This window comes from Legionella sp. PC997 (assembly GCF_014109825.1).
In the GTDB taxonomy this organism is placed as follows: domain Bacteria; phylum Pseudomonadota; class Gammaproteobacteria; order Legionellales; family Legionellaceae; genus Legionella.
Window position 1 is genome coordinate 3,036,967 of record NZ_CP059576.1, and the last position, 20,639, is coordinate 3,057,605.

The following is a 20,639-nucleotide window of genomic DNA, read 5'->3' on the forward strand; positions in this document are numbered from 1 at the left end:
TTTATTTATTTCAGAAAGTACCAATTTATGTCTTATAAAAAAATGTGTATTATGTGGCTCCATTAATCATCGATAAAAGGAGTTTTGATGAGGTTTATCCGAATTTTCTCAGCTTTGGGATTGATGGCATTCGCTTGTCTACCCACTCCACTCCATGCTATTTCTGCTGCTGAAGTTAAAAAGCTTTATGAAGAAGCAACTTTAACATTTGATAATGTTTTTATCGGTGATTCCATTACATTTCTGGGTTTATGGCCTGAACTGTTGAACCATAGTACAATTGGTAACCGTGGAATTGGTGGGGACACTACAAACGGTTTATATGAAAGAATGGGTAATATTTTAGCAACAAATCCTAAACGTGTATTCATAATGATAGGGCTAAATGACGCCTATCAAGACAGGACCCCTGTAGATTATATGTTTCTAAATTATAAAAAAATTGTCGATTTATTAATAAATAATAATATAAATGTTGTTATAACTTCAACTGTAATTTGCAATCAAGTTCTTTCAGAAAAATGCCGTAATGCATTACCTAAGATTAATGAGCTTAATAAACGTTTACACTCTCTGACCCAAGATTATAGAATTCCTTACCTGGATTTAAACTCATTGTTGTCCGGAAAAAACGGGCTTGACGAAAAGTTTACCTCCGATGGAGTCCATTTGAATTTGAATGCTTATAAAATATGGGCAGGGCTCGTAGCTCCTTATATCCTATAGTAGTTTTTTATTAAACTTAGGATGGTTGAAAGGAGCCTATTGGCAGTTTATTCAGAATTAAAAGAACATATATATCAAAAAGATCTTAATCAAAATAACCTCCCCAATCCTGGCGAGGCATAGATCATAATTTTATCAAAATTCAAATCACTACTTATAAGCATCCGAAAAAATAACCATCCGCTAACTTTCTTTAAAACATTCACCAGGATATAGCATGCCCCCTAGGGAACCGATACAATGGAAACAGTTCCTAAAATTTCTAAGGACATCGGTTGAGCACCCAAAAAACTTTTGGACCTTATTTTTTCCCATTTATGTTACTCACAGCTATTTTGCTTGGAGGCCTCACAGGTTATTTTTGGGGGTCAGCTACTCTCTATTTAAAACCTTTTGGGGAAATTTTTCTTAACCTCATTTTTACGGCAATTGTCCCTTTAGTTTTTTTTAGTATTTCTTCCGCGATTGCACGCATGGGCTCAATGGGAAAACTCGGTAAGATCTCTTTTTATATGGCGATTGTATTTGTTTTTACCGGAATCATAGCAGCAGTTTATGCTCTTTTTATTGTCAGCCTATTTCCTCCCGCTGAAGGAGTCACATTAACACTTCATGCTCAAGAAAAAACCTCTGAATTAAGTTTTCTCAATCAAATTGCTGATATTTTTACAGTTCCTGAGTTTAGCAAACTTCTTTCCCAGCAGCATATTTTGGCACTTATTGTATTTTCAATTCTCGTAGGCCTAGCGGCATCGAATACCAATAATAAAGAGACCATATTTATAGATTTTTTGAAAGCGGGTGAAGAAATTTTCATGCGTGTTTTTTCTTTGGTAATGTATTACGCACCATTGGGTTTTTTTGCTTATTTTGCAGTTTTAGTCCATGACCTAGGTCCTCAATTGATGACTAATTACCTGCGAATTGGAGTTCTTTATTATACATCCGGCATGATTTATTTTATCCTTGCTTCGACAGCATTTGCCTATTTAGCTGGAAAAACTCAAGGTATAAAATTATTTTGGAGTAACATTTTTTTACCCGTAGTTACTGCAATTGCCACATGCAGCAGTGCCGCGAGCATTCCTGCTAATTTGCTGGCCGCAAAAAAAATGCGAGTTGCTCCTGAAGTTTATGAAACTGTAATTCCTTTGGGTACCATTATTCATAAAGATGGCTCAGTAATCGGTGGGGTGTTCAAGATCGCTTTTTTGTTTGGAATCTTCCACTTAAATTTTTCAAGTCCCAGTGTACTGCTGACCGCCTTAGGAATTTCATTATTAGTTGGTACGGTAATGGGCGCAATTCCAAGCGGAGGCATGCTTGGTGAATTACTTATCCTCAATGTTTATGGATTTCCTCCTTCAGTTTTAATAGCAATAGCGGCAATTAGTATTATCATTGATCCACTTGCAACAATGCTTAATGTAACATGTAATACAATAAGTAGTATGATCGTTGCACGTTTTGTGGAAGGAAAAACATGGTTAACTTAACGTATTGAAGGTAAATTATGAATCAATCCTACAAAAAATTATGGCGCTCTCGTAAAGATCGAAAAATTGCTGGCGTATGTGGTGGTTTAGGGGTCTATTTTGGCGTCGATCCAGTATGGGTAAGAATTATTTTTGTTATTTTTTTCCTCCTAGGTGGTGCTGCATTTATTGCCTATGTTCTGTTATGGCTTCTCATTCCTTTAGAGCCTGAAGACTGGCAGGATGCATAAACCCGTATGCGACCTGCAAGGCTTGATAAGGATTTTTTTCTTTGTTTTTTACATTAAGACTAATCAGATTGGATTTTTAGTTCTAGGTAAGCCTGTACCCACTTCTATGAAGTTAAGTTTAATCGTTCCCACGCAGACGTAAATCTATTCTTAAAACACTATCTCTCCAGAAATGGTTTTCGCGTTTGTGGGAACAATCGATTTTTCCATAACTTCATGCCCGTAAGGTGCTTAAACCATATCTAACCAGTTATTTGCAGTTCATTGTTGTGTAAAACAAAAGACAATGCATTTAAAATCGCTGCAATCCGAAGTACAGATTGTACTGCAACTTTATTTAACTCATGTTCCAACAATTGCTTCACATGTGAGTGAATGCACATTCCACAACCATTGATTGCGGATACTGCCAAAGCGAATAACTCAAAATCCGCTTTAGGTACCCCAGGATTTAACATGGCATTCATACGTAAATTAGCAGGCATTGCTGCAAGTTCCTTATTTTCTGCTAAATGGATAGCTCGATAATAGATATTATTCATTGCCATTAAAGCAGCTGCGGTTTTTACAGCCTGCTCTAATTCCACAGTAATGTATGATGAACCTTCTGTTTTGATGGCATCGATAATATGATTATCTTTTAAAGTATAAGCTACAGATAATGCAACTCCATAAAACTGGGCCTCGGTTAAACCTGATTGAGTCACATTACCAAATAAACTGCTCACATTAAGACGAATATCTTTAGCAAAATCAGGTATCATTTGTTTCAATTGTTCTATAGACATAGTACTCTCCTTTGCAGAAGTTCTTATCGATAAGAACTTCTGGATTTTGCTCTGGTTATAATGTTTCACCGCCAATAGGACGATTACAAGGACATAATTCGTCGGTTTGCAAGGCATCCAAAATACGCAATATTTCTTGGGGATTACGTCCAACGTTTAATGAATTAACACTCACGTGTTGAATCACATTATTCGGATCAATGATAAATGTTGCCCTTAAAGCGCAACCACTTTCCTCATCCCTAATACCTAAACCGTCAGTTAATTTTCCGTGGACATCTGCAAAACTGTACTGATCTAACTGATGTAAATCCTTATGTTCTCTTCGCCACGCTAATTTAACAAACTCATTATCAGTACTTCCCCCGAGTACTACTGCATCTCTATCGTTAAATTCGTTATTTAATTTTGCAAACTCCACAATTTCTGTTGGACATACGAAAGTAAAATCTTTAGGATAGAAAAATAGTATTTTCCATTTTCCTGGAAAACTTTGTTCAGTAATCTCTTCAAAAGCACTTACACCATTTTCTTCATGATTATTAAAACCAGGCTTAGCTGCAACAACAGAAAATTCTGGAATTTTTTGACCAACAGTTAACATATCATTCTCCTCATTCATTTCGTTCAGTTAAATTATAGTTATGGTATATAATTATTTAAAATGAATAAAACAGATAACTTTAATCGGAAAAATCGATGAGTAGATTAATAAGTCTCAAACAACTCCATTACCTTATCACACTATATGATCACCAACATTTTGGTCGAGCTGCGGCTGCTTGTTTTATTAGTCAATCAACCTTAAGCGCAGCCATTACCAGTCTTGAAGAAACTTTGGAAGCTCAATTACTGGAGCGAGATCATAAAACATTTATATTCACACCCTTAGGGGAAGAAATAGTCCGTCGCAGTCGATTTATTATTGAACAAAGTAATGATTTAGTGGACTACGCACGGAATCAGGGAAAAGTAATGCAAGGACCATTTTATTTGGGAGTAATTCCAACCATTGCCCCATTTATTTTAAGTGATTTACAAAATTTGTGTCAGCAACTTTATCCTGAACTTATTTTATTTATCAGGGAAGACACTACGGACAATGTTTTAGACGATTTAAGTAAAGGAAAGCTTGATCTTGTTATTTTAGCACTTCCCTATCCTACCCAAGAATTCAAGACACATGTCTTATGCAAAGATTATTTTAAATTGGTCTTACCAAAAAGCTGGTCCAATAAAGGATTAGACAAAGAAATCAGTCAATTACCGGAAAATAGTATTTTTCTTCTGGAAAAAGAACACTGTTTAACAGGACATGCTTTACAAGCATGCCAATTAAAAGAAAGTAAACAAATTAATCGTTTCTTTGCTACTAGTCTGCATACTTTGATTCAGATGGTGAGTCACCAGCCCGGCATTACCTTTTTGCCTAACCTTGCAATTAACAGCGGAATTCTTACAGGTACTGATTTAGTCTCACTTCCTTTAAAAGGGGCTCACGCCTATAGAGAAATTGGTGTGGCCTGGCGCTCAACTTCCCATAAAAAACACGATTACACGCTATTAACAAAGTTAATTAAACAAATTGTTGTGGCAAAATGTGTCGATGCGATTGAAAAGCCTTCTGAACATACTCCCAATATATTATAGTATCCCACAATCATGGAGAACATTATGCGTAAATACTTAACTTTGAACCTTTTTATTCTTTCCCTTTCAACATCAATAAGTTCCTATGCTAAGGAACAAAACACGGTTCGCATTCCTCAGCTATCAAATAAAGAAGTATCAATATGGACAACCGTTATCCATCCCAATCAGAAACATATTCTAAAAATGCATCGACATGACCATAATCGAGTCATTGTTGCCTTAGATGATGGGCTGCTCAAAGTAGTAAACAATAAAGGAAAAGAACATTTCTTAAAATTGGAAAAAGATAAAGCATATTATCTGTCTAAAGACGTACCGGGGGAATTACACACTGATGAAAACATGAGTAATCATCCGATAAAAGTTGTGGTCATTGAATTAAACAAATAAACGGTTTCGCAAAAGGAACGAAACCGTCCAATGCGCTTTATGATCTTTTAACAAGATTTTTATTCTGAAAACCACAATGATGACTATGGTGGACAGGCAATAAAACACCCAATTTTTGATAGGTTTGAAATTGGGTTTGAGCCCAGAGGGTACTTATCTTAGCATTGACGCGATTTCTTTTTTCTACCAAGCTCGATATATCACTCCATTTTGCATTTGGACTAGCTACTTTGCCTTTTATTTGCATACTTAGAGCTCGTTTTTCTTTAATTAATGGTGCCATTTGTGTGCGAAAAGTATTTTTAATTTTAGCCAACTCTGAGCGTTGCTCCGGGGTTAACAGCTTACCAACATGCTGTTTATAATGGCCTGTGTGATTTATCGAAACTGTCGCACCCGATGCCGCTGGTTGTGCTATTGCAATAGAGGTACTTAATACACTAAAAGCTAAACTATTAATTAAAAGGAAACGTTTTACGTTCATTTTATTTTCTCCTATTAGGTTTTCACAGATAGTGTAAGGAGACAATGTAATAGGAATATGACAAATGCACTGTTTGTTGTAACAACTCTGTTACAATGCTGAACATAGGTCGGTTTGCTGTTATAATAAAGCCGGCATAGTCATAACCTTTAAACGTTATATTTTTTAAATTCTGCTTCCAGTACTTAGACTAAATTTCTTTTATCTGGTGATTCATGAGCACAAGAAAAAGCCACATATTGATTATTGATGATGATCAAGAAATTACGCATTTGATTAATGATTACTTGATTAAAAATGGTTTTCGCACCACCTGGACCTTGAATGGCTTAAACATCAAACAGTTATTAAGAGAACATAATTTTGATTTAATTATTTTAGATATCATGCTCCCAGGCATTGATGGATTAAATTTATGTCAAACAATTCGTCAAACTCATAGCATGCCCATAATCATGCTCAGCGCAGCAAACAGTATTGCAGATCGGGTTGCCGGCCTGGAGTTAGGCGCAGATGATTATATTTCCAAACCCTTCAGCTCTCGTGAATTACTCGCACGGATCAAAGCCCAATTAAGAAGAACGCAAGGTGAATTGGAACAGGATCGTAAAAAACTAACTCCACTACAACAAATTCATTTTGATAATTGGATACTTGATCGCAATACTCACTCTTTAATCGATAAAGAATCTGTAGCCATCCCATTAAGTCATCGAGAATATGAGCTATTGATTATTTTCTTAGAACACCCTGGTCGAATTCTGAGCCGCGATCAATTGATGGACTTATTGTACGACAAAGACTGTGACTCGCAAGATAGAACAATTGATGTACTTATAGGCCGTTTGCGAAAAAAAATTGAGCTCGATCCGCGCAATCCACGCTCCTTATTAACGATTCGAGGAGGAGGCTATCAATTCAAAACTAAGGTTAATTTGGTATGACGCAATTAACCAAAACCGCAAAAAAAACCCTCATCGGATTAATTCTTGGTAACTTATTAATAATTTTTTCCCTCATGCAGCTAGGGAAATATTATTATGAAAACATCCGTTCGCCTCTTCCTCCTAAAGCAGTGCACTCATTGATTCATCTCGTCACCTTATTACAAAAAAATCCACAATCCATATGGCCCTTGATCTTACGAAATCAAAGTATTTCTTGGGCTGAAATAACTTTGTCTCCTAAACCCTTGCATGATAAAAATGCATTGGTAACATTAAAAGCTCCAGTGCTTTTTAACTTAATCAAACAAAATAAAAAATTAGAATTCTCGGTTTTTATAAAAGAGAATAATTGGTTAAATATTAAGGTTATCTCCTTTTTTCCCGTCCAAGCAAACTCAGTGGTCAGCCTGTTTCTTATCTTAATTGGCGCGTTACTCTTCATCAATTATTGGGCCGTACGAACACTCAACCAACCCATTCATACCCTAATTCAAAGCCTTAATTACAGTGAGCACCAAGAAAATTGGTTACCTATCCCAGTGACTGGAAACCAGGATCAAAAAACTATTTTTAAGAAAATTAATGACTTACAAGAAAAAGTGAACAAGCTTTTAGCAAATCGAACTCGAGTAGTTACTGCAATTTCGCATGATCTGCGCACCCCATTAACTCGTTTAAAATTACGTGCTGAATATTTGGAGGATGATCCCAATTACAACAAAATAATGTCGGATATTAATGAGATGGAACTTATGATTCGTGAAACTCTAGATTATTTCCGGGACGTCAATGTTGAGGAAAAGCCCCAACTTTTCGACTTGGTAGCTCTGCTTTCATCACTGAAAGATGATGCTCTAGAACTAAGCTATGATGTCAGTTTTACTAGTGAACCCACGAAGCTGGTCTATTATGGTACGGTGAATTTATTAAAACGGGCGTTCAATAATTTAATTAATAATGCAGTTCATTATGGTTATAAGGCGATGATTCACCTAAATTCCCTAGCTAATAAAATAGAAATTACAATTACCGACCAGGGCCCAGGATTAGCGGAAGCCGATCTAGAACATGTTTTCTTGCCTTTTTACCGAGGTGAATATTCGCGTTCACGCAGTACCGGAGGCACCGGACTTGGATTAACTATTGCTAGAGAAATTATTCAAATGCATCAAGGCGATATTACCTTGACTAATAATTTACAAGGAGGCTTAAAAGTCATTGTAACTTTACCCATAAGAACAAATTAAAATTTGCGCATTCCGAAAAGATACTACCTCCCTAATGCAGTTAATGAGCTTCAGTAGATGGTATCGTCTTATAATGAAATAATTCACAATATTAAAGGCTGAAGAGCCCTCTTGCCAAACTCATGATGACTGCTCAGAATAAGAACACGTCATCCCAAATCCAGTAAGGGATCTCCAGTAAGTAGTATATCCTGCGCTAAGATCTCAAATTAAATTCGCAGCCCCTTCCAGACGTGTCTTAAGTAAGAATAGTATTATATTTTTCTTCTCATTGGGTAGAGAATTGGATTGTACCAAACCCAAACAATATTCAGCGAAGGCTGCAAGTTTTTGCTGGTTTGTCTGTGTCGATTCCTCCAACATATGAGCTTTTCTATAATTATTTTCCAGCTCGTTAACAACAACATCCATCATCTTCGAATCCGGATTTTTTATTTTTTCTATCCCCGCTTGTTTACTAACTTCCGCAATTTGTTCTAAAAGATCGCTAACTTGTTCCGAGGTCACTTCGTTCGTTTGATTCCGTTTGTTCGCAATGGACTTTAAGTCATTTCGATGCGTACTTTCCCAATATTCCCTATCACCCTGGAATGCAATTACAGTCATCAGCACTCGAGAATCAATGTTTTTTTGATTAAATAACGCCCGGTCAGTGATATTAAAAGTCCAATCATTCTTCAGTCTAAAAAAGGGTCGATACAGAGTAGCCATTTGTCTATCGGTTACTGGATCATAGATTGTGAATGTCGTCCCCCAGAAGTTCATACTCGCCTTAGCCAATTTTGTATACCCGTCTGGTCCATAAACATCAAAGGTAGGAAAAAAGGCAAATAATCGTTCATCAGCAGCTCCAATAAAATTTTCATAATTATCGTACACATCAAAATGGGCAGTCAGCGAAAGAAATCTTGAGCGCGCATAAGCTAACTTATTATCAAAAGGATCAAAAAATTCATACGTTAATAACAGACTAAAGAACTTTCTATATAAAGTACCTAATTTTCGTGTTTTTGTTTCAATGTCATAGCTAGTGGTTAAACTGATCCAATGTTCTTTAATGAACATTTCATCTGGAATTTCCGTATTTATTTGGGCAAAACTTGTATTAATACCTATGAATAGTGAAAATAAAATAGCGATTGCATTGTTCATATAAAACTTCATCCTATGCTTCCTTTTTTATTATTTTTATTCGTTCCAGAATGAATTGAATACTGCATTTCATTCATGATTCAGAAGGTTGATTATAGGGAAGTTCTCTTAATAGAAATATTAATTGCATGATGCTGTTTGATATAAGAATAATATTATTATGTTAGCGGAGTGGGATTTTAAAAGAATCCCGTACAAATGCCAACTTAATACGGGATTACATTAAGCATAAAAAGATAAAAAGAGGAAAAGTCCAACTCAAGTTAATTTTGCAGGTAAACTCTTCACATCAGGATTTTTTGAATACGCTTCAAGAATTTCATTAATTAATTGTTCTACAATACTTTCTTTAAGTTCTTCTTCAATCAAACCCATTTTTTCTTTCATACTATTCAGCCGGGTTTCTAATTCTTTGGCAACTGAACCATTAGGAAAAAGCGCGGCCAAAACACGCCTAGCTTCCCCAGGGCCAAGATGACGATATAAGTGGTTTCTCACCGTAGCATCTTCAGCCGTGGTACTAAATGCCCAAAGTTCTACTGGCCCTAAGGTCAAGGTAAGCAACTGAACATTCACACCAGTTTTGGTAGCATATTGAGCTAAAAACGTTCCCCCACCTTGTCGTGGACCATGGACTCGGCTTCGCAAAGCAGTTTTTGCAGTATCCGAGAGTCCAAATATTGCAGTTGTTTTTTCAATCGCTTGTGAAGGTCCTGCATCCATGATGTAAATTGCAGTGGCAAAATCGATCATTACCGGATCAAAGTCATCAACTGACTGGGATAACAAGGCGATTTGTACTTTCCATTTACGTCCTTCCCGCATATCGATAATAACTTGTTCACGCACTGCAGCAGATTTTGAAGTACGATGGAACTCGTCATAAACAATACGTTTGTGATCTTCACGAATTTCTTGCACTCTTTCTTTATGATATTCCTTGTATTGCTCCGGGATATTATTTAGGCTCTCTTCAGTTAAATAATAATGTCTTGCCAACACATAACGTGCCAACATATACATAACCGCCGTCTGTCTGTCTGCGGCATCCCCACCACTTTTTGCAACTTCATCGAGATCAAGCGATACTACCCGTGCATCACCAATATCAAAGGCACTCACACGTGATAAGATAGGATATTCCCGAACTGCCGCAGAGATCATTCGAGAAAACGCGTTAATTAATGACTCACCAGTCGGTGCCGTTATCCGTTCATATAAATCTTCAATAGAGGGGGTACGACAAATGGATGCAGCATCAGCCAATAAAGGCATCGCATAGCGTTGAGCCAACATCGCCTCATGAACAAATCCTGCTGAATAAAGTGAGTCAGTTACTTCCCACCACGTTGATTTTGAATCACGAATAAAACCAATTTCTTCTAATATACTGTCAATAAATTCCTCAATCCCAGGGGAATACGGGGCAGGATTATACTCATCAGCCAAACTTTTATATAATTCATCTACGACCATACCCGCAAGATCGGGCATACCATCGTAGGGCCTTTCTGCCCCAAGCGGCGTAGTGAGTAACGTTATAAAGTTCACTAAAAAAGCACGTTCTAATGCGGTAGGATAACGACATCCTAATTGGGTATCAAAAGGATTAATGGAATACTCAGGGGTCATCCTCAAGCGATGATAAGCAACCAAATGACGTTTTGATGCGGGAAGCGCCTCTTTGAGTAGAGAGATAAGTCCACTACTTGAAGGTCCAATATCAATAATCGCAATACGTGGTAAACGTAACAATCCACCCGACAAGCATAATGCTAAATTAATCGCATTGGATAAAACTGACTTACCAGAACCAGGACGTGCATAAACCAAATCAATCCAAGTAGTTTGTTCTGTAGATCCAGGTTGAAATGGCCAAGGCTTACCATCCGGTGTTCTAAAAAGCAATGCGCCTTTTGTCCAAGGTGAAGCAGGACGAGTAATAGGTAATATAGAGATTACCGAACTGAGGGGAGCGACTGTAGGTACTGCAGTACTATTGAGCGTAGCTCCTAACATTGTGGAAACAAAACCACCAAAAGGGTCACCACAAATTTCAGAAACATCAGTTGATCCCCAGCCTTCAATTGCTTTTACTAACTCAGAACTACGTTGACGCAATAATGGCATTCTGTCTTCAGGTGCCCATGTTGTAGCCACAACCCGCAAGCGTACTAGAGATTCATCCGTATTAAGCTGTATATATTTTAATAAATTTACTGAATCACTGATCAAACGATTTTGGGCAGAACTAAAAGTAAGAATCGCAGCCAGCATTCCTTTGAGCTTAATTGTGGCAAGTCCTTCACTTTCAATTAAGAAAGAAATTCGCCAAGGAACATGGGAAGGAAGTATGCGGGAAAATAACTGAACAAATGGTCTGAGATCCTTAGGAAATAAATCGATGTAGGTTGATGAATAAATCTTATCTCCAACCCTCACTGTGCGTAAGTCTAATACTTCAGCGTCACGAGGAAATACTTGTTTAGCCAATGATGGCCATAATAAATCAGAAGCATCGCCTTCAAAACTGTTTATTTCTCTAATTGTAACCTTATCTCCAGGCAAACTTGGGCGCCATTCATCAGCAGTATAATCTGGATCTGCAGTCATGCGAATTGCATGGATGGCATCATGAACCTCCAATAATTTAACAAACACATGATGCGAATCCATATCATTCACCACCGATCGCACATATGCGTCATGGGTGTCACGTAACTCTGGAATTGCGGCATAGATAGTCTGGCTGTTCTTAAAAGGTGGAGCCTTCATATCTTTAATCATCTTCATTTTAGTTTTGTTAGCAATTTTTAATTGCTCTGATGTTAAATTGAAGGGACGTGTGAACAGCACAAAATATACGCGTTCTTCCGCGCACCAGGATGCCATATAATCAACTCGTTCTTGAAACAAGTCTTCTAAATTCAGTTCCAGTCGTTTGGCAGTAGCCGTAGCGGGTTGATAGGTATCTTGGATCAATTTCTTTATGTTTTGTTTATCATGACTAAAATAAACCTGCAAAGCATGTCCTGGACGCCCCATAGCAGCTTGAAATGAATTGGTTAGACCTGCAACCAAATTATCAAATTCAGCATTTCCTACAAGGGCTGATACGCCTTCAACCTTCAAAACTGATACTAAGGAGCCATCGTGATTAACCAACACTGTTGGACTATCAGCTGTTTCTAAATCAATATATGATTCTGTTGTTTGCTTGAGCGATGTACTTAGCCAGGCAAAGAAGGTATCTATTCCTTCAAAAAAAGATTCTGACCAATGCGCCATTCCGTTCCTCACATTAACTTGAAATTTCTTCTAATGCACTTGCAGCCCATTTTTCAATTTGTTTACGAAATTTGGCCCTTGATGGCAATAGAAGTATATCTTTAAATAATTGAGCTCTTCGCTCTTCGTCATTTACACCTGCATCAATCATTAACTGACCGAATATTGCAGGGTCGCTAGTTCCTTCACCAAATTTTTCTTCCACGAGTTGAGAACGAAACTTGAAAGCTCGATAAATATTTTGTGCACTGGATTTATACCCCGTATCATTAGTGATCGCACAAAATAGTACATGACATATGCTATTCAACTCAGCTTGGGTTAACTCAGGAAGATAGATTAAGGTACCTCCACCATATCCCCCCACGCCAACAGATTCAACAAAAAAGCACTGGGCACAGAAACAACATGAGGTAACCAAGTTATCTAATTTGTTGTTAGCATAATTATTATCAATATTTACCACTTCTTGAAATAAGCGTGCTTGAAATCCACAAAACCTACACGTATACCTATCTCTTTGAAATACTTTTTGCTCGAACGACTTGAATCGCTCGTCTACCTTTCTGGCTGAATACAAACGCCATGAACCTGGCGTAGCCATTAATTTTAATTTGTTTTGTTCTAGATTAACTGCCATATTCTTTGGCTCACATTTATTACAATCAATTTTTGGCAATTATTCGTTTAACACTCATTAAAAGATCCTCTTCCCTTACGGGAGGAGGATCAGAAATGAATCTTACCATTATAAAGCAACTACTAAATTATTAGCCGCCGCTTGTATAAACTGTTCCGCTTGGGCCTGCAGTTTGACCACCACTACCGCCGAACATTGTTACTCCGGTTACCCCTAGAATAGAAGGAAGGAATAATAACGCCGCAGCGATAAATACCAAAGCAATTGGTGTACCTATTGGAATCTGGGTGGGGTTATCTTTATGTTGTTTAAATTTCATAATAGCACCGATTGAGAATCCCAATCCAGCCAGATAAGAACCTGCAGTGATTAATTTGGTCAAATTCTCAAATGACCCAGTAATCGTTGAGGCCATCTTTCCTACAGACATCCCGCCTCCTGCTGCGGCCTCTGGACTTACCAAAGCCAATAAACTTAAACAAATAAAACTGCCTAACCAATATTTGTAGCTAGATTTACTAATGACTTTACTCTTCACCTTTTTCTCCCCAATTTTAAATTTACTCACAATTAAATCAAATTAATATCGTGCTTTGCCTTTCACGATGTCCCATATAAAGTATTATTAATCATCTCAATTGTACCTACAATGTTAATCGCTAATATCCCTCCAAACACGTGAACTAAACCTTTTCCTGTTCCTCCTGGTGGTTGTCCCTGCGAAGCAGAGCGGGCAATCAACACCCATCCTCTTACGAAGGCAACTAAACCGATGACCTGAATAATAATTGTCAAGGGTCTTCCCACAACACTTCCAGAACCGAATAAGGTATCAAGTGTCGTATTATTACCTCCGGTTGGAGCATACTGGAGAACATTTTGATAACCAAAAGTACTCACCATTAATGTTGAAAAAGCCGATGGAAAATAAATAAATAACGCGCCAACAAATAGATATACAATCGGTTCTTTCATACTCGTATTACTGGACATCATCGTACGAGCTTCACCATATGTCTTTAAACTATAGACTGCTTTGAACAAAAAAGCACAACCAATCAGATACGCACCTCCGGTAATAAGACGCTCTACAGGAATCAGCGAATTTGCAATATTATTTAATATATTAACTTGACCTGATATCCAGCAAGCTACACTTCCGCCCGTACATGTATCAGCCATACAACACCTCAACTATCTTCTTGACTAAATCTGATTACTCGCCCTGAACTGGTTAAGACCCTACCCTGCATCGAGTCAATAAGCTTAACAGTCCCATATCCTGCGATTTTTGTCCCTTCTCTTACTGTAAGTGTAGAACCATTTGTGCCAATTAGCCAAGCCCGACCAGGAATTACTGCATTTATATAATAATTTATTTGTGGGGCCACGTGTTGAATACGCACTACTCGCTTTACAGGTTTAGGTTTTGTACGTTCTATTAATACGTTAATTACTTCTGATTGTTTGACAACCTGATTATTTAAATCGGTAATCATTTGATTCAGTTTGGTAATCTGGGCATTCAATGCATTGACATTATTATTAACATTCCCCACTTGCTGGTTCATTGAACTAACCTCGGATTGAACCGATTGTTGACTGGCCTCAATAGATGCTACTTTTTGCTGTAGCGCTGCATTGCTCTCTTGGAGCGCCGAGGTTTGCGGAGATGGCTCTTGTACTACTGGTTGAATAGGTTCCTGTGGAATCTCAGTCACCGGTGGAGCCGGAGGCGGTGTGATTTCTGCTATAGGAGCAGGCGTTATACTTTCCTTAGGAGGGGGAGGGCTTTTAGAAAACATCCCACCGATAAATTTATACATCAACATCGCAAAAACAATAACACCTACCGCAATTAAAGCATTTCGTTTGATATTCTTTTGAGGCCCCATTCCTCCTGGACGTGCGGGAGCAGAGCTTTTTGTATCAAACTCTGAAGTATCTAATGATTCATTCTCAAGAGAATCTAATTCTTCGAATTTATATTCATCGTTTTGATCATTATCTGCCATTTTTACCTACCATCAAATTAAATAGATTTTATATCCTGAGTGAATAAGACCCCAACAGGAGTTCCTGCAAAAACCTCAACAGTTGTAGGTGTGTTAAATAATACTTGAGCTTGCTGCCCCCAAGTTTTACCCACGGTAGCTAAACCAATCACCGCATTTTCTAAAGTAGAACGACCTACACCATTGGCAATGGTTACGTTATTACCACCACCTGTACCACCTATGGTAACTGTAGTATTAGCAGACTGGAATGCATTACCAAAGCCCTCTAAAAATGAGGAAGCAAACAAGGAGCCGTATCTTAATAAAAAGTGATGGTTTGTTTTACTTGAAAGAGCCGTTCTTGCTGTATTTGGATCAATTGCATAAGCTGAGATCGAAATCGTTTTTGGGGCGCCAGGAATTGACATGGAATTAAATGTAATGACCATTTTGTCGGCGTTGGAAGGTAAATTAAAGCTACCAATTAGTTTGGTTCCTTTAAGCCTACCTGCAACTATTGTGGCTAAAATCGGCCCTGGCTCATCACTATTAACTGAAGTATCGATTACAGCGAACAAAACATCACCTGTTTTAATCATATTTACTTCAGTAGTTGATGTGGTAGTCGTGGTCTGAGTAACAGTTGCTCCGGTACTAGGACCAATTCCTGCAGCTGCAGCAACTGCTTTATCTTCGTTTCCTGAAGTATAAGTCTGCGTAGGCACGTTTTTCCATTCTGAGATTAATTGATTCGCCGCTGTTAGCATATCAGAACTTTTTTGTTGAATTTTTTGTTGATATTTTTGTTCGGCCAATTGCTGATTTTGTCTGTCAATAATGTCTTGCAATTGTTGATTACTCGCGGCAGATCCGGGCGTTATAGTTCCTTCGGGCCCCCCTTGTCCTAAGGTTGGAACTCCGCCAACATTAAATGTACCTTGTTGGACATTTGGAGCACCCAAGCCAGCCACTTGAAAAGCATTCATTAACTCAGAAGGGCTGTACCCAGCATTCTTTAAATCATCAGAGGTAAATCCTGCATTCGCTAAATCTTTAGCGCTATAACCCGCTGCCGCTAATTGTGCAGCTGTGAACCCAGCGTCTTTCAGATCTTTCGCACTAAAACCTGCTGCTCGTAGTTCTGCAGCTGAAAATCCTGCATCTTTCAGATCTTTAGCGCTAAAACCTGCGGCTCTTAATTCGGCAGCGGAAAATCCCGCATCCTTCAAATCTTTGGCACTAAACCCTGCATCTTTTAGTTCTTGGGCAGTAAAACCAGCTGCTCTTAATTGTGCGGCAGTACATCCAGCATATTGTTTTATTGATGCAGCACTGACTCCTGCAGCTCGCTCCTTTTTTAACTGCTCAACACTACAACCTGCATTTTTTATACTATCCGGGGTAACCCCTGGAGGTAAGGTTGCTCCTGCTGCATTTATTTCTCCAGCAGAATAGCCTGCTTTCGCTAGTTGATCAGGTGTAAATCCGGCACTTAATAAATCTCCTGCAGAAAATCCTGCATTTTTTAATTCTTCAGCGGTAAAACCAGCATTTTTTAAATCCGCTGCACTAAATCCTGCATCTTTTAATTCTTTCGCATTAAAACCAGCTGCTTTTAACTGTGCGGCTGTAAATCCGGCATCCTTCAAATCCTTAGCACTAAAACCGGCATCTTTTAATTCTTTAGCGCTAAAACCTGCATCCTTCAATTCTTTCGCACTAAAACCCGCATCCTTTAATTCTTTAGCGCTAAAACCCGCATCTTTTAGGTCTTTAGCACTAAAACCCGCATTCTTTAGTTCAGCTGCTGTAAAACCGGCATCTTTAAGTTCTTTTGCAGTATAACCCGCATCTTTTAATGCTTTGGCGGAACATCCCAGGGTTTTTTTAATAGTTAGGGCACTAACCCCTGCTGCTCTTGCTTTTTTCAGTGATTCCACACTGCAATCTGCAACACGGCCAGCTGCGATGATATCTGCAGGACTCAATCCTGCATTTTGTAAATCTTTGGGGGTAAATCCCGCCGCAAGAAGTTGCGCCGGTGTATATCCCGCATCAAGTAAGGATTTAGCACCATACCCAGCATTTTTTAATGCTTCGGCACTACAGCCATTTAATTCTTTAATTTGTTTGGCAGAAACACCGGCGGCGAATAGTTTCTTCAGATTATCTGGATTACAACCCGCAGCTTTGATTTGCGCATCGGTCAACGGAATTGCACTACTGATTTGTTGTGGGGTAAAACCCGCATTTGCTAAATCTGAATCAGTAAAACCTGCAGCTTTTAATGCTTGAGCACTACAACCAGCATATTGTCTAATAAGGGCGGCGCTCACTCCCGCAGCTTTTTCCCTTTTTAAGGCATCAACATCACAGCCTGCTTTTTTTACATCATCAGAAGTAATACCTGGCGGCAATTCACCCTGGGCCGCCCTTATATCAGCCGCAGAATAGCCCGCCTTAGCAAGATCATCTGGCGTAAACCCAGCATTTAATAAATCCCTCGCACTATATCCTGCAGCCTTCAATTCTTCCGGAGTAAAACCAGCTCGTTTTAGATCGGCCGCACTAAATCCGGCATCTCGCAACTCTTTAGCGGTAAATCCAGCAGCTTTTAATTGCGCTGCGCTACATCCACTGATGCGTCGAATTGCTGAGGCGGTCACTCCAGCTTTACGTAATTTAGTCAATGCATCAACACTACAACCTGCTTTTAATACGTCCGCAGCAGTCATCCCTGGTGGTAGACCACTTGCATTGGCGATTTCTTCTGGAGAGTAACCAGCCCCTTTTAATTCATCATCAGAAAAACCAGCATCTTTAAGTTCTCGTGCAGTAAAACCCGCATTACGTAATTCGCAAGCATTAAAACCACAGTCTCTTAAGCGTTCTGCATTATATCCTGCATCTTTGAGCTGTCTTGCATTGTATCCTGCAGCCTTTAGCTCTTTACAGGGGCAAACTTGATTCAAATCCTTTAGTGAATAACCATTATCTTTTAATTGGGCACAACTACACGCCTCTTTCAGATCGGATAATTGGGCTCCTTGGCTAACCACCTGATTAACCACCTTCTTTGAACACCCCCCGTTTTGAAGTGCCTGCAGCCACAGACTTTTTTGAGATCCCTCTTCATTCTCTCGAGCTAAGGTAGCAAACCCTACGCCACTTTGCCCTCCTTGAGAACCGATAACGCCAACTCCCTCACCCAAAGCTTGGGTACGGATAATTGTAGGAATTGCACTTCCCCCAGTTTGCTCCGCTTTTTGGGCCTGATTTAAATTCTGCTCTTCCTGTAATTTAGCATATTGAGCCGTTGGATTGAGAACACCCGGGATTGACTGGATAGCTCCTGGTGTACTCCCAAGAGTAGCAACCGCTGAAGGACCGCTATTTATAGATCTTAATTTTATATAGCCTATCACCACAGCAATTAATAATAATGCCACTGTAAAAATGATAATCACTCGCGTACGCGTGTTTGAAAAAAGCGATTTTATATTTTCTTTTCTGCCAGCCATTTATAACCCTTCTACCTTGAGCTGCATGACCTTCCCATGCCAGGAAACTAATAACACCGGAGATTTTTGCATTTCATAAGCATGCGTCCCATCTGCGCTGGTCATACTTGCTAACCAGCCCGGCGACAATATAGTAAGATTTGTTCTAACATACATTCTGTCGTTAGCTAACCAAGCCCGCGCATCTCCTCCGGTGATACTTAATCGTTTACTTCCAGGAGGTGGTACACCATCTAAAACATGAAGAAGCAATTCACTTGCTGAGGGCGGAATCCCTGTTTCTAGGGGCATGCTTTTAGCATTTGGTCCATAACCTTGCACACGCAAATCAACTCGGTAATCAACAGCTTTTTGACCCGGTATAAGGGTCAACATCACCGGAGTATTCAAACCTCTCAAACGGACGGCCAAATTACCATAATTGTATAATTTTAGTGCTTGAATCATTATTGTATTGCTTGTTTTATCCCATTGAATATTAAATGAGTTTGGGTCCCCTAAATCATAAGCAGCAATTGGCCATGGGGCTCCTGATGAATCAAGAAAAACTAAGGAAGAAACAAATCCTTGCGCCAAACGAATGACAGGTGGGGTAGAGCCTGGAGATAAATTCACAAATTGAGAAGTTGCGGTAGGTTTTGGTGGTGTACCTACCGGTGAAGCTTTTGCATACTCCATAGTCTCATTTAATTGTTTTAAATGAACAATTTGTCCTGTATTCAAGGGATAAAGGCTTTTTGTCATATCCTTATAGGCTTTATTATCAATAATCTCCTCATCATTGCGAGTGATGACCTCTGGAGCATTAGAATTATTGTTAGGAGGGGGTGGAGCAGTGGGTGCCGGGGGTTTATAAATATTATTCGCTAGAGGAATAGGAATATTTGCTTCTGGGCTTGGTGCTGAAGCTGGATTTTGGCCAAGAGGCTGATTTGGTCCTGCAGGAGGGTTCTGCCCTGCTAGCTGATTTTGTGCTGCGGGCTGATTTTGTGCTAAACGCTGCTGCAATAAACGCAACTGTTGTAATGCCTGTTGCGCACTATCAGACTGATCCTGCGCATAAGAAGAACCAGGAACCCCATAAGCTATTCCGGAAAGCAAACAAAACTTTAAAAACCAGTTCAGCTTTTTCATTAAGACACTCCACCCGCGGCAGGTCCTACAACAAATTGCGATATACCTATTCCTCTAGGGGAATTCAAAGTAGATACACGTGTAATCAGCATAGTAACTACATTATTCTGTTGCGTAAACTCACTGGCACTCTGATAGGTTACTAATATTGGCATTTGTACTCGCCAAGAAAAACTGCCATTTAATACACCTTTTTGTAAGATAATGGGAGCGCGGGTTGCGACAGCCGAAACAATCAGCTTTTTAGCTTTAACTGCATCCAGATTATTTGATTGTTGTAAAGCGCTTAAAAATTGATCCCAACCTTCAGGTGTAAAAAACCCAGATGAAGCCTGTAGTTCATCTCTATAATTCACGAAATTATAAGTAAATGCTGCAATAGCAGCTTGGTTTGCCCATTGTAATACTGCAGAATCGGATTGGTTTGGTTCATTTAAAGGAAAAAGTGGTGTTATACGACCATTTATACTCGTCGCAAAATACTTGGGCGCTGGCGGATGAGTAATCATATATACCAATAATGAAGCTAGAACTATATTGACAATAAGAGCTATTAACAATGCAAGCATTACTTTACGCTGGCTGTCTTTATAAAATTTGTTTCTTAGTGCGACAACTGTCAAGGCATCTTCAGCCATAATATCCTCTATTTATACTTATTGTGGTATCAATTTATCCTCACTCTCCGCTGGTGGATCAGGAGGAAGTAACGCATTAGGTGTATAATTCGGAGCCAAAAGAGGTTGCAACTGAATAGGGGGAGCTATTCCACTCGTTGCATAATAATCCCGCTCAGGTTCTGTTAAATGAAGGTAAGCGATCAAAACTCCAAAAATGCAATTCACTATTGAAGAGATAATTAAAGTAATTAATCCACGTCTAAAGGAGAGAACATAGAAATTTTTACTATTTTTTATCAATTCCCAAGTGTTACGACTCATTTTTT

Annotated in this window: 19 protein-coding genes and 3 pseudogenes; 8 read left to right on the plus strand and 14 right to left on the minus strand. The window is 38.8% G+C overall.

Annotation, left to right across the window (positions count from 1 at the left end):
- Nucleotides 1–87 precede the first annotated feature (87 nt).
- The 3 genes from HBNCFIEN_RS13195 to HBNCFIEN_RS13205 all read left to right on the plus strand — a co-directional run bounded on the left by HBNCFIEN_RS13195 (nucleotide 88) and on the right by HBNCFIEN_RS13205 (nucleotide 2,452).
- The gene (locus HBNCFIEN_RS13195) at nucleotides 88–726 is read left to right on the plus strand and encodes a GDSL-type esterase/lipase family protein (RefSeq protein WP_182391534.1); all 639 of its coding nucleotides are present in this window, start codon (nucleotides 88–90) and stop codon (nucleotides 724–726) included.
- A 317-nt stretch (nucleotides 727–1,043) separates the two neighbouring features.
- Nucleotides 1,044–2,222, plus strand: coding sequence for a dicarboxylate/amino acid:cation symporter (locus tag HBNCFIEN_RS13200; protein ID WP_182393704.1), 1,179 nt, complete (start codon nucleotides 1,044–1,046; stop codon nucleotides 2,220–2,222).
- Between the two features lie 17 nt (nucleotides 2,223–2,239).
- Nucleotides 2,240–2,452, plus strand: coding sequence for a PspC domain-containing protein (locus HBNCFIEN_RS13205; RefSeq protein ID WP_182391535.1), 213 nt, complete (start codon nucleotides 2,240–2,242; stop codon nucleotides 2,450–2,452).
- Nucleotides 2,453–2,694: 242 nt separating this feature from the next.
- Here the strand turns inward: HBNCFIEN_RS13205 and HBNCFIEN_RS13210 are convergent, their stop codons facing one another.
- Nucleotides 2,695–3,240 (minus strand): carboxymuconolactone decarboxylase family protein, encoded by a 546-nt coding sequence (locus HBNCFIEN_RS13210; RefSeq protein WP_182391536.1) that lies wholly within the window; start codon nucleotides 3,238–3,240, stop codon nucleotides 2,695–2,697.
- A 55-nt stretch (nucleotides 3,241–3,295) separates the two neighbouring features.
- On the minus strand, nucleotides 3,296–3,844 hold the full coding sequence (locus HBNCFIEN_RS13215) for a peroxiredoxin (RefSeq protein ID WP_182391537.1): 549 nt from the start codon (nucleotides 3,842–3,844) through the stop codon (nucleotides 3,296–3,298).
- A gap of 95 nt (nucleotides 3,845–3,939) precedes the next feature.
- On the opposite strand from HBNCFIEN_RS13215, the gene HBNCFIEN_RS13220 reads away from it, so the two are divergent.
- Nucleotides 3,940–4,890, plus strand: a complete 951-nt coding sequence (locus HBNCFIEN_RS13220; RefSeq protein ID WP_182391538.1) for a hydrogen peroxide-inducible genes activator — start codon at nucleotides 3,940–3,942, stop codon at nucleotides 4,888–4,890.
- Between the two features lie 24 nt (nucleotides 4,891–4,914).
- Nucleotides 4,915–5,283: a hypothetical protein gene (locus HBNCFIEN_RS13225; protein ID WP_182391539.1), complete on the plus strand. Its 369-nt coding sequence runs from the start codon at nucleotides 4,915–4,917 to the stop codon at nucleotides 5,281–5,283.
- Between the two features lie 37 nt (nucleotides 5,284–5,320).
- Here HBNCFIEN_RS13225 and HBNCFIEN_RS13230 read toward each other — a convergent pair whose 3' ends face one another.
- Entirely contained in the window at nucleotides 5,321–5,767 is a 447-nt protein-coding gene (locus HBNCFIEN_RS13230) for a Spy/CpxP family protein refolding chaperone (RefSeq protein WP_182391540.1), read from the minus strand.
- A gap of 215 nt (nucleotides 5,768–5,982) precedes the next feature.
- Between HBNCFIEN_RS13230 and HBNCFIEN_RS13235 the strand changes: the two genes are divergently transcribed.
- Nucleotides 5,983–6,711, plus strand: a complete 729-nt coding sequence (locus tag HBNCFIEN_RS13235) for a response regulator transcription factor (RefSeq protein ID WP_182391541.1) — start codon at nucleotides 5,983–5,985, stop codon at nucleotides 6,709–6,711.
- Nucleotides 6,708–7,961 (plus strand): cell wall metabolism sensor histidine kinase WalK, encoded by a 1,254-nt coding sequence (locus HBNCFIEN_RS13240; RefSeq protein ID WP_182391542.1) that lies wholly within the window; start codon nucleotides 6,708–6,710, stop codon nucleotides 7,959–7,961. Before HBNCFIEN_RS13235 ends, HBNCFIEN_RS13240 begins: the two co-directional genes overlap by 4 nt.
- Before the next feature lie 204 nt (nucleotides 7,962–8,165).
- Here the strand turns inward: HBNCFIEN_RS13240 and HBNCFIEN_RS13245 are convergent, their stop codons facing one another.
- From HBNCFIEN_RS13245 to dotG (HBNCFIEN_RS17870), 7 genes and pseudogenes are all read right to left on the minus strand, one after another.
- Nucleotides 8,166–9,125: a hypothetical protein gene (locus HBNCFIEN_RS13245; RefSeq protein ID WP_255464223.1), complete on the minus strand. Its 960-nt coding sequence runs from the start codon at nucleotides 9,123–9,125 to the stop codon at nucleotides 8,166–8,168.
- Between the two features lie 246 nt (nucleotides 9,126–9,371).
- A complete protein-coding gene (locus HBNCFIEN_RS13250) occupies nucleotides 9,372–12,401 on the minus strand; it encodes a type IV secretion protein IcmB (protein WP_182391543.1) in 3,030 nt (1,009 codons plus the stop codon).
- 13 nt (nucleotides 12,402–12,414) lie between these two features.
- Nucleotides 12,415–13,041 (minus strand): type IVB secretion system protein IcmJDotN, encoded by a 627-nt coding sequence (gene icmJ / locus HBNCFIEN_RS13255; protein ID WP_182391544.1) that lies wholly within the window; start codon nucleotides 13,039–13,041, stop codon nucleotides 12,415–12,417.
- A gap of 130 nt (nucleotides 13,042–13,171) precedes the next feature.
- On the minus strand, nucleotides 13,172–13,579 hold the full coding sequence (locus tag HBNCFIEN_RS13260; RefSeq protein WP_182391545.1) for a type IV secretion protein IcmD: 408 nt from the start codon (nucleotides 13,577–13,579) through the stop codon (nucleotides 13,172–13,174).
- Between the two features lie 62 nt (nucleotides 13,580–13,641).
- Nucleotides 13,642–14,223 (minus strand): type IV secretion protein IcmC, encoded by a 582-nt coding sequence (locus HBNCFIEN_RS13265; protein WP_182391546.1) that lies wholly within the window; start codon nucleotides 14,221–14,223, stop codon nucleotides 13,642–13,644.
- An 8-nt stretch (nucleotides 14,224–14,231) separates the two neighbouring features.
- A complete protein-coding gene (gene icmG, locus HBNCFIEN_RS13270; protein WP_182391547.1) occupies nucleotides 14,232–15,056 on the minus strand; it encodes a type IVB secretion system protein IcmG/DotF in 825 nt (274 codons plus the stop codon).
- Between the two features lie 86 nt (nucleotides 15,057–15,142).
- Nucleotides 15,143–16,687, minus strand: a pseudogene (gene dotG / locus HBNCFIEN_RS17870) (type IVB secretion system protein DotG/IcmE); the annotation flags it as partial.
- Here dotG (HBNCFIEN_RS17870) and HBNCFIEN_RS17875 point away from each other — a divergent pair.
- Nucleotides 16,653–16,745: pseudogene (locus tag HBNCFIEN_RS17875) on the plus strand (hypothetical protein); the annotation flags it as partial. The pseudogenes dotG (HBNCFIEN_RS17870) and HBNCFIEN_RS17875 overlap by 35 nt on opposite strands.
- Here HBNCFIEN_RS17875 and dotG (HBNCFIEN_RS17880) read toward each other — a convergent pair.
- From dotG (HBNCFIEN_RS17880) to icmM, 4 genes and pseudogenes are all read right to left on the minus strand, one after another.
- Nucleotides 16,706–18,559: pseudogene (dotG, locus tag HBNCFIEN_RS17880) on the minus strand (type IVB secretion system protein DotG/IcmE); the annotation flags it as partial. The pseudogenes HBNCFIEN_RS17875 and dotG (HBNCFIEN_RS17880) sit on opposite strands and share 40 nt — an antisense overlap.
- Nucleotides 18,560–19,693, minus strand: coding sequence for a DotH/IcmK family type IV secretion protein (locus tag HBNCFIEN_RS13280; protein WP_182391549.1), 1,134 nt, complete (start codon nucleotides 19,691–19,693; stop codon nucleotides 18,560–18,562). It abuts the pseudogene before it with no gap.
- Nucleotides 19,693–20,331, minus strand: a complete 639-nt coding sequence (locus tag HBNCFIEN_RS13285) for a type IVB secretion system apparatus protein IcmL/DotI (RefSeq protein ID WP_058466659.1) — start codon at nucleotides 20,329–20,331, stop codon at nucleotides 19,693–19,695. Before HBNCFIEN_RS13285 ends, HBNCFIEN_RS13280 begins: the two co-directional genes overlap by 1 nt.
- An 18-nt stretch (nucleotides 20,332–20,349) precedes the next feature.
- Nucleotides 20,350–20,634, minus strand: coding sequence for a type IVB secretion system protein IcmM/DotJ (gene icmM, locus HBNCFIEN_RS13290; RefSeq protein ID WP_182391550.1), 285 nt, complete (start codon nucleotides 20,632–20,634; stop codon nucleotides 20,350–20,352).
- Nucleotides 20,635–20,639: the final 5 nt, after the last annotated feature.

What these genes read in the sequence shown, in the direction of transcription:
- HBNCFIEN_RS13195 (WP_182391534.1), top strand. Translation starts at nt 88, where the DNA reads ATGAGGTTTATCCGAATTTTCTCAGCTTTGGGATTGATGGCATTCGCT.
- HBNCFIEN_RS13200 (WP_182393704.1), top strand. Translation starts at nt 1,044, where the DNA reads ATGTTACTCACAGCTATTTTGCTTGGAGGCCTCACAGGTTATTTTTGG.
- HBNCFIEN_RS13205 (WP_182391535.1), top strand. Translation starts at nt 2,240, where the DNA reads ATGAATCAATCCTACAAAAAATTATGGCGCTCTCGTAAAGATCGAAAA.
- HBNCFIEN_RS13210 (WP_182391536.1), bottom strand. Translation starts at nt 3,240, where the DNA reads ATGTCTATAGAACAATTGAAACAAATGATACCTGATTTTGCTAAAGAT.
- HBNCFIEN_RS13215 (WP_182391537.1), bottom strand. Translation starts at nt 3,844, where the DNA reads ATGTTAACTGTTGGTCAAAAAATTCCAGAATTTTCTGTTGTTGCAGCT.
- HBNCFIEN_RS13220 (WP_182391538.1), top strand. Translation starts at nt 3,940, where the DNA reads ATGAGTAGATTAATAAGTCTCAAACAACTCCATTACCTTATCACACTA.
- HBNCFIEN_RS13225 (WP_182391539.1), top strand. Translation starts at nt 4,915, where the DNA reads ATGCGTAAATACTTAACTTTGAACCTTTTTATTCTTTCCCTTTCAACA.
- HBNCFIEN_RS13230 (WP_182391540.1), bottom strand. Translation starts at nt 5,767, where the DNA reads ATGAACGTAAAACGTTTCCTTTTAATTAATAGTTTAGCTTTTAGTGTA.
- HBNCFIEN_RS13235 (WP_182391541.1), top strand. Translation starts at nt 5,983, where the DNA reads ATGAGCACAAGAAAAAGCCACATATTGATTATTGATGATGATCAAGAA.
- HBNCFIEN_RS13240 (WP_182391542.1), top strand. Translation starts at nt 6,708, where the DNA reads ATGACGCAATTAACCAAAACCGCAAAAAAAACCCTCATCGGATTAATT.
- HBNCFIEN_RS13245 (WP_255464223.1), bottom strand. Translation starts at nt 9,125, where the DNA reads ATGAAGTTTTATATGAACAATGCAATCGCTATTTTATTTTCACTATTC.
- HBNCFIEN_RS13250 (WP_182391543.1), bottom strand. Translation starts at nt 12,401, where the DNA reads ATGGCGCATTGGTCAGAATCTTTTTTTGAAGGAATAGATACCTTCTTT.
- icmJ (WP_182391544.1), bottom strand. Translation starts at nt 13,041, where the DNA reads ATGGCAGTTAATCTAGAACAAAACAAATTAAAATTAATGGCTACGCCA.
- HBNCFIEN_RS13265 (WP_182391546.1), bottom strand. Translation starts at nt 14,223, where the DNA reads ATGGCTGATACATGTACGGGCGGAAGTGTAGCTTGCTGGATATCAGGT.
- icmG (WP_182391547.1), bottom strand. Translation starts at nt 15,056, where the DNA reads ATGGCAGATAATGATCAAAACGATGAATATAAATTCGAAGAATTAGAT.
- HBNCFIEN_RS13280 (WP_182391549.1), bottom strand. Translation starts at nt 19,693, where the DNA reads ATGAAAAAGCTGAACTGGTTTTTAAAGTTTTGTTTGCTTTCCGGAATA.
- HBNCFIEN_RS13285 (WP_058466659.1), bottom strand. Translation starts at nt 20,331, where the DNA reads ATGGCTGAAGATGCCTTGACAGTTGTCGCACTAAGAAACAAATTTTAT.
- icmM (WP_182391550.1), bottom strand. Translation starts at nt 20,634, where the DNA reads ATGAGTCGTAACACTTGGGAATTGATAAAAAATAGTAAAAATTTCTAT.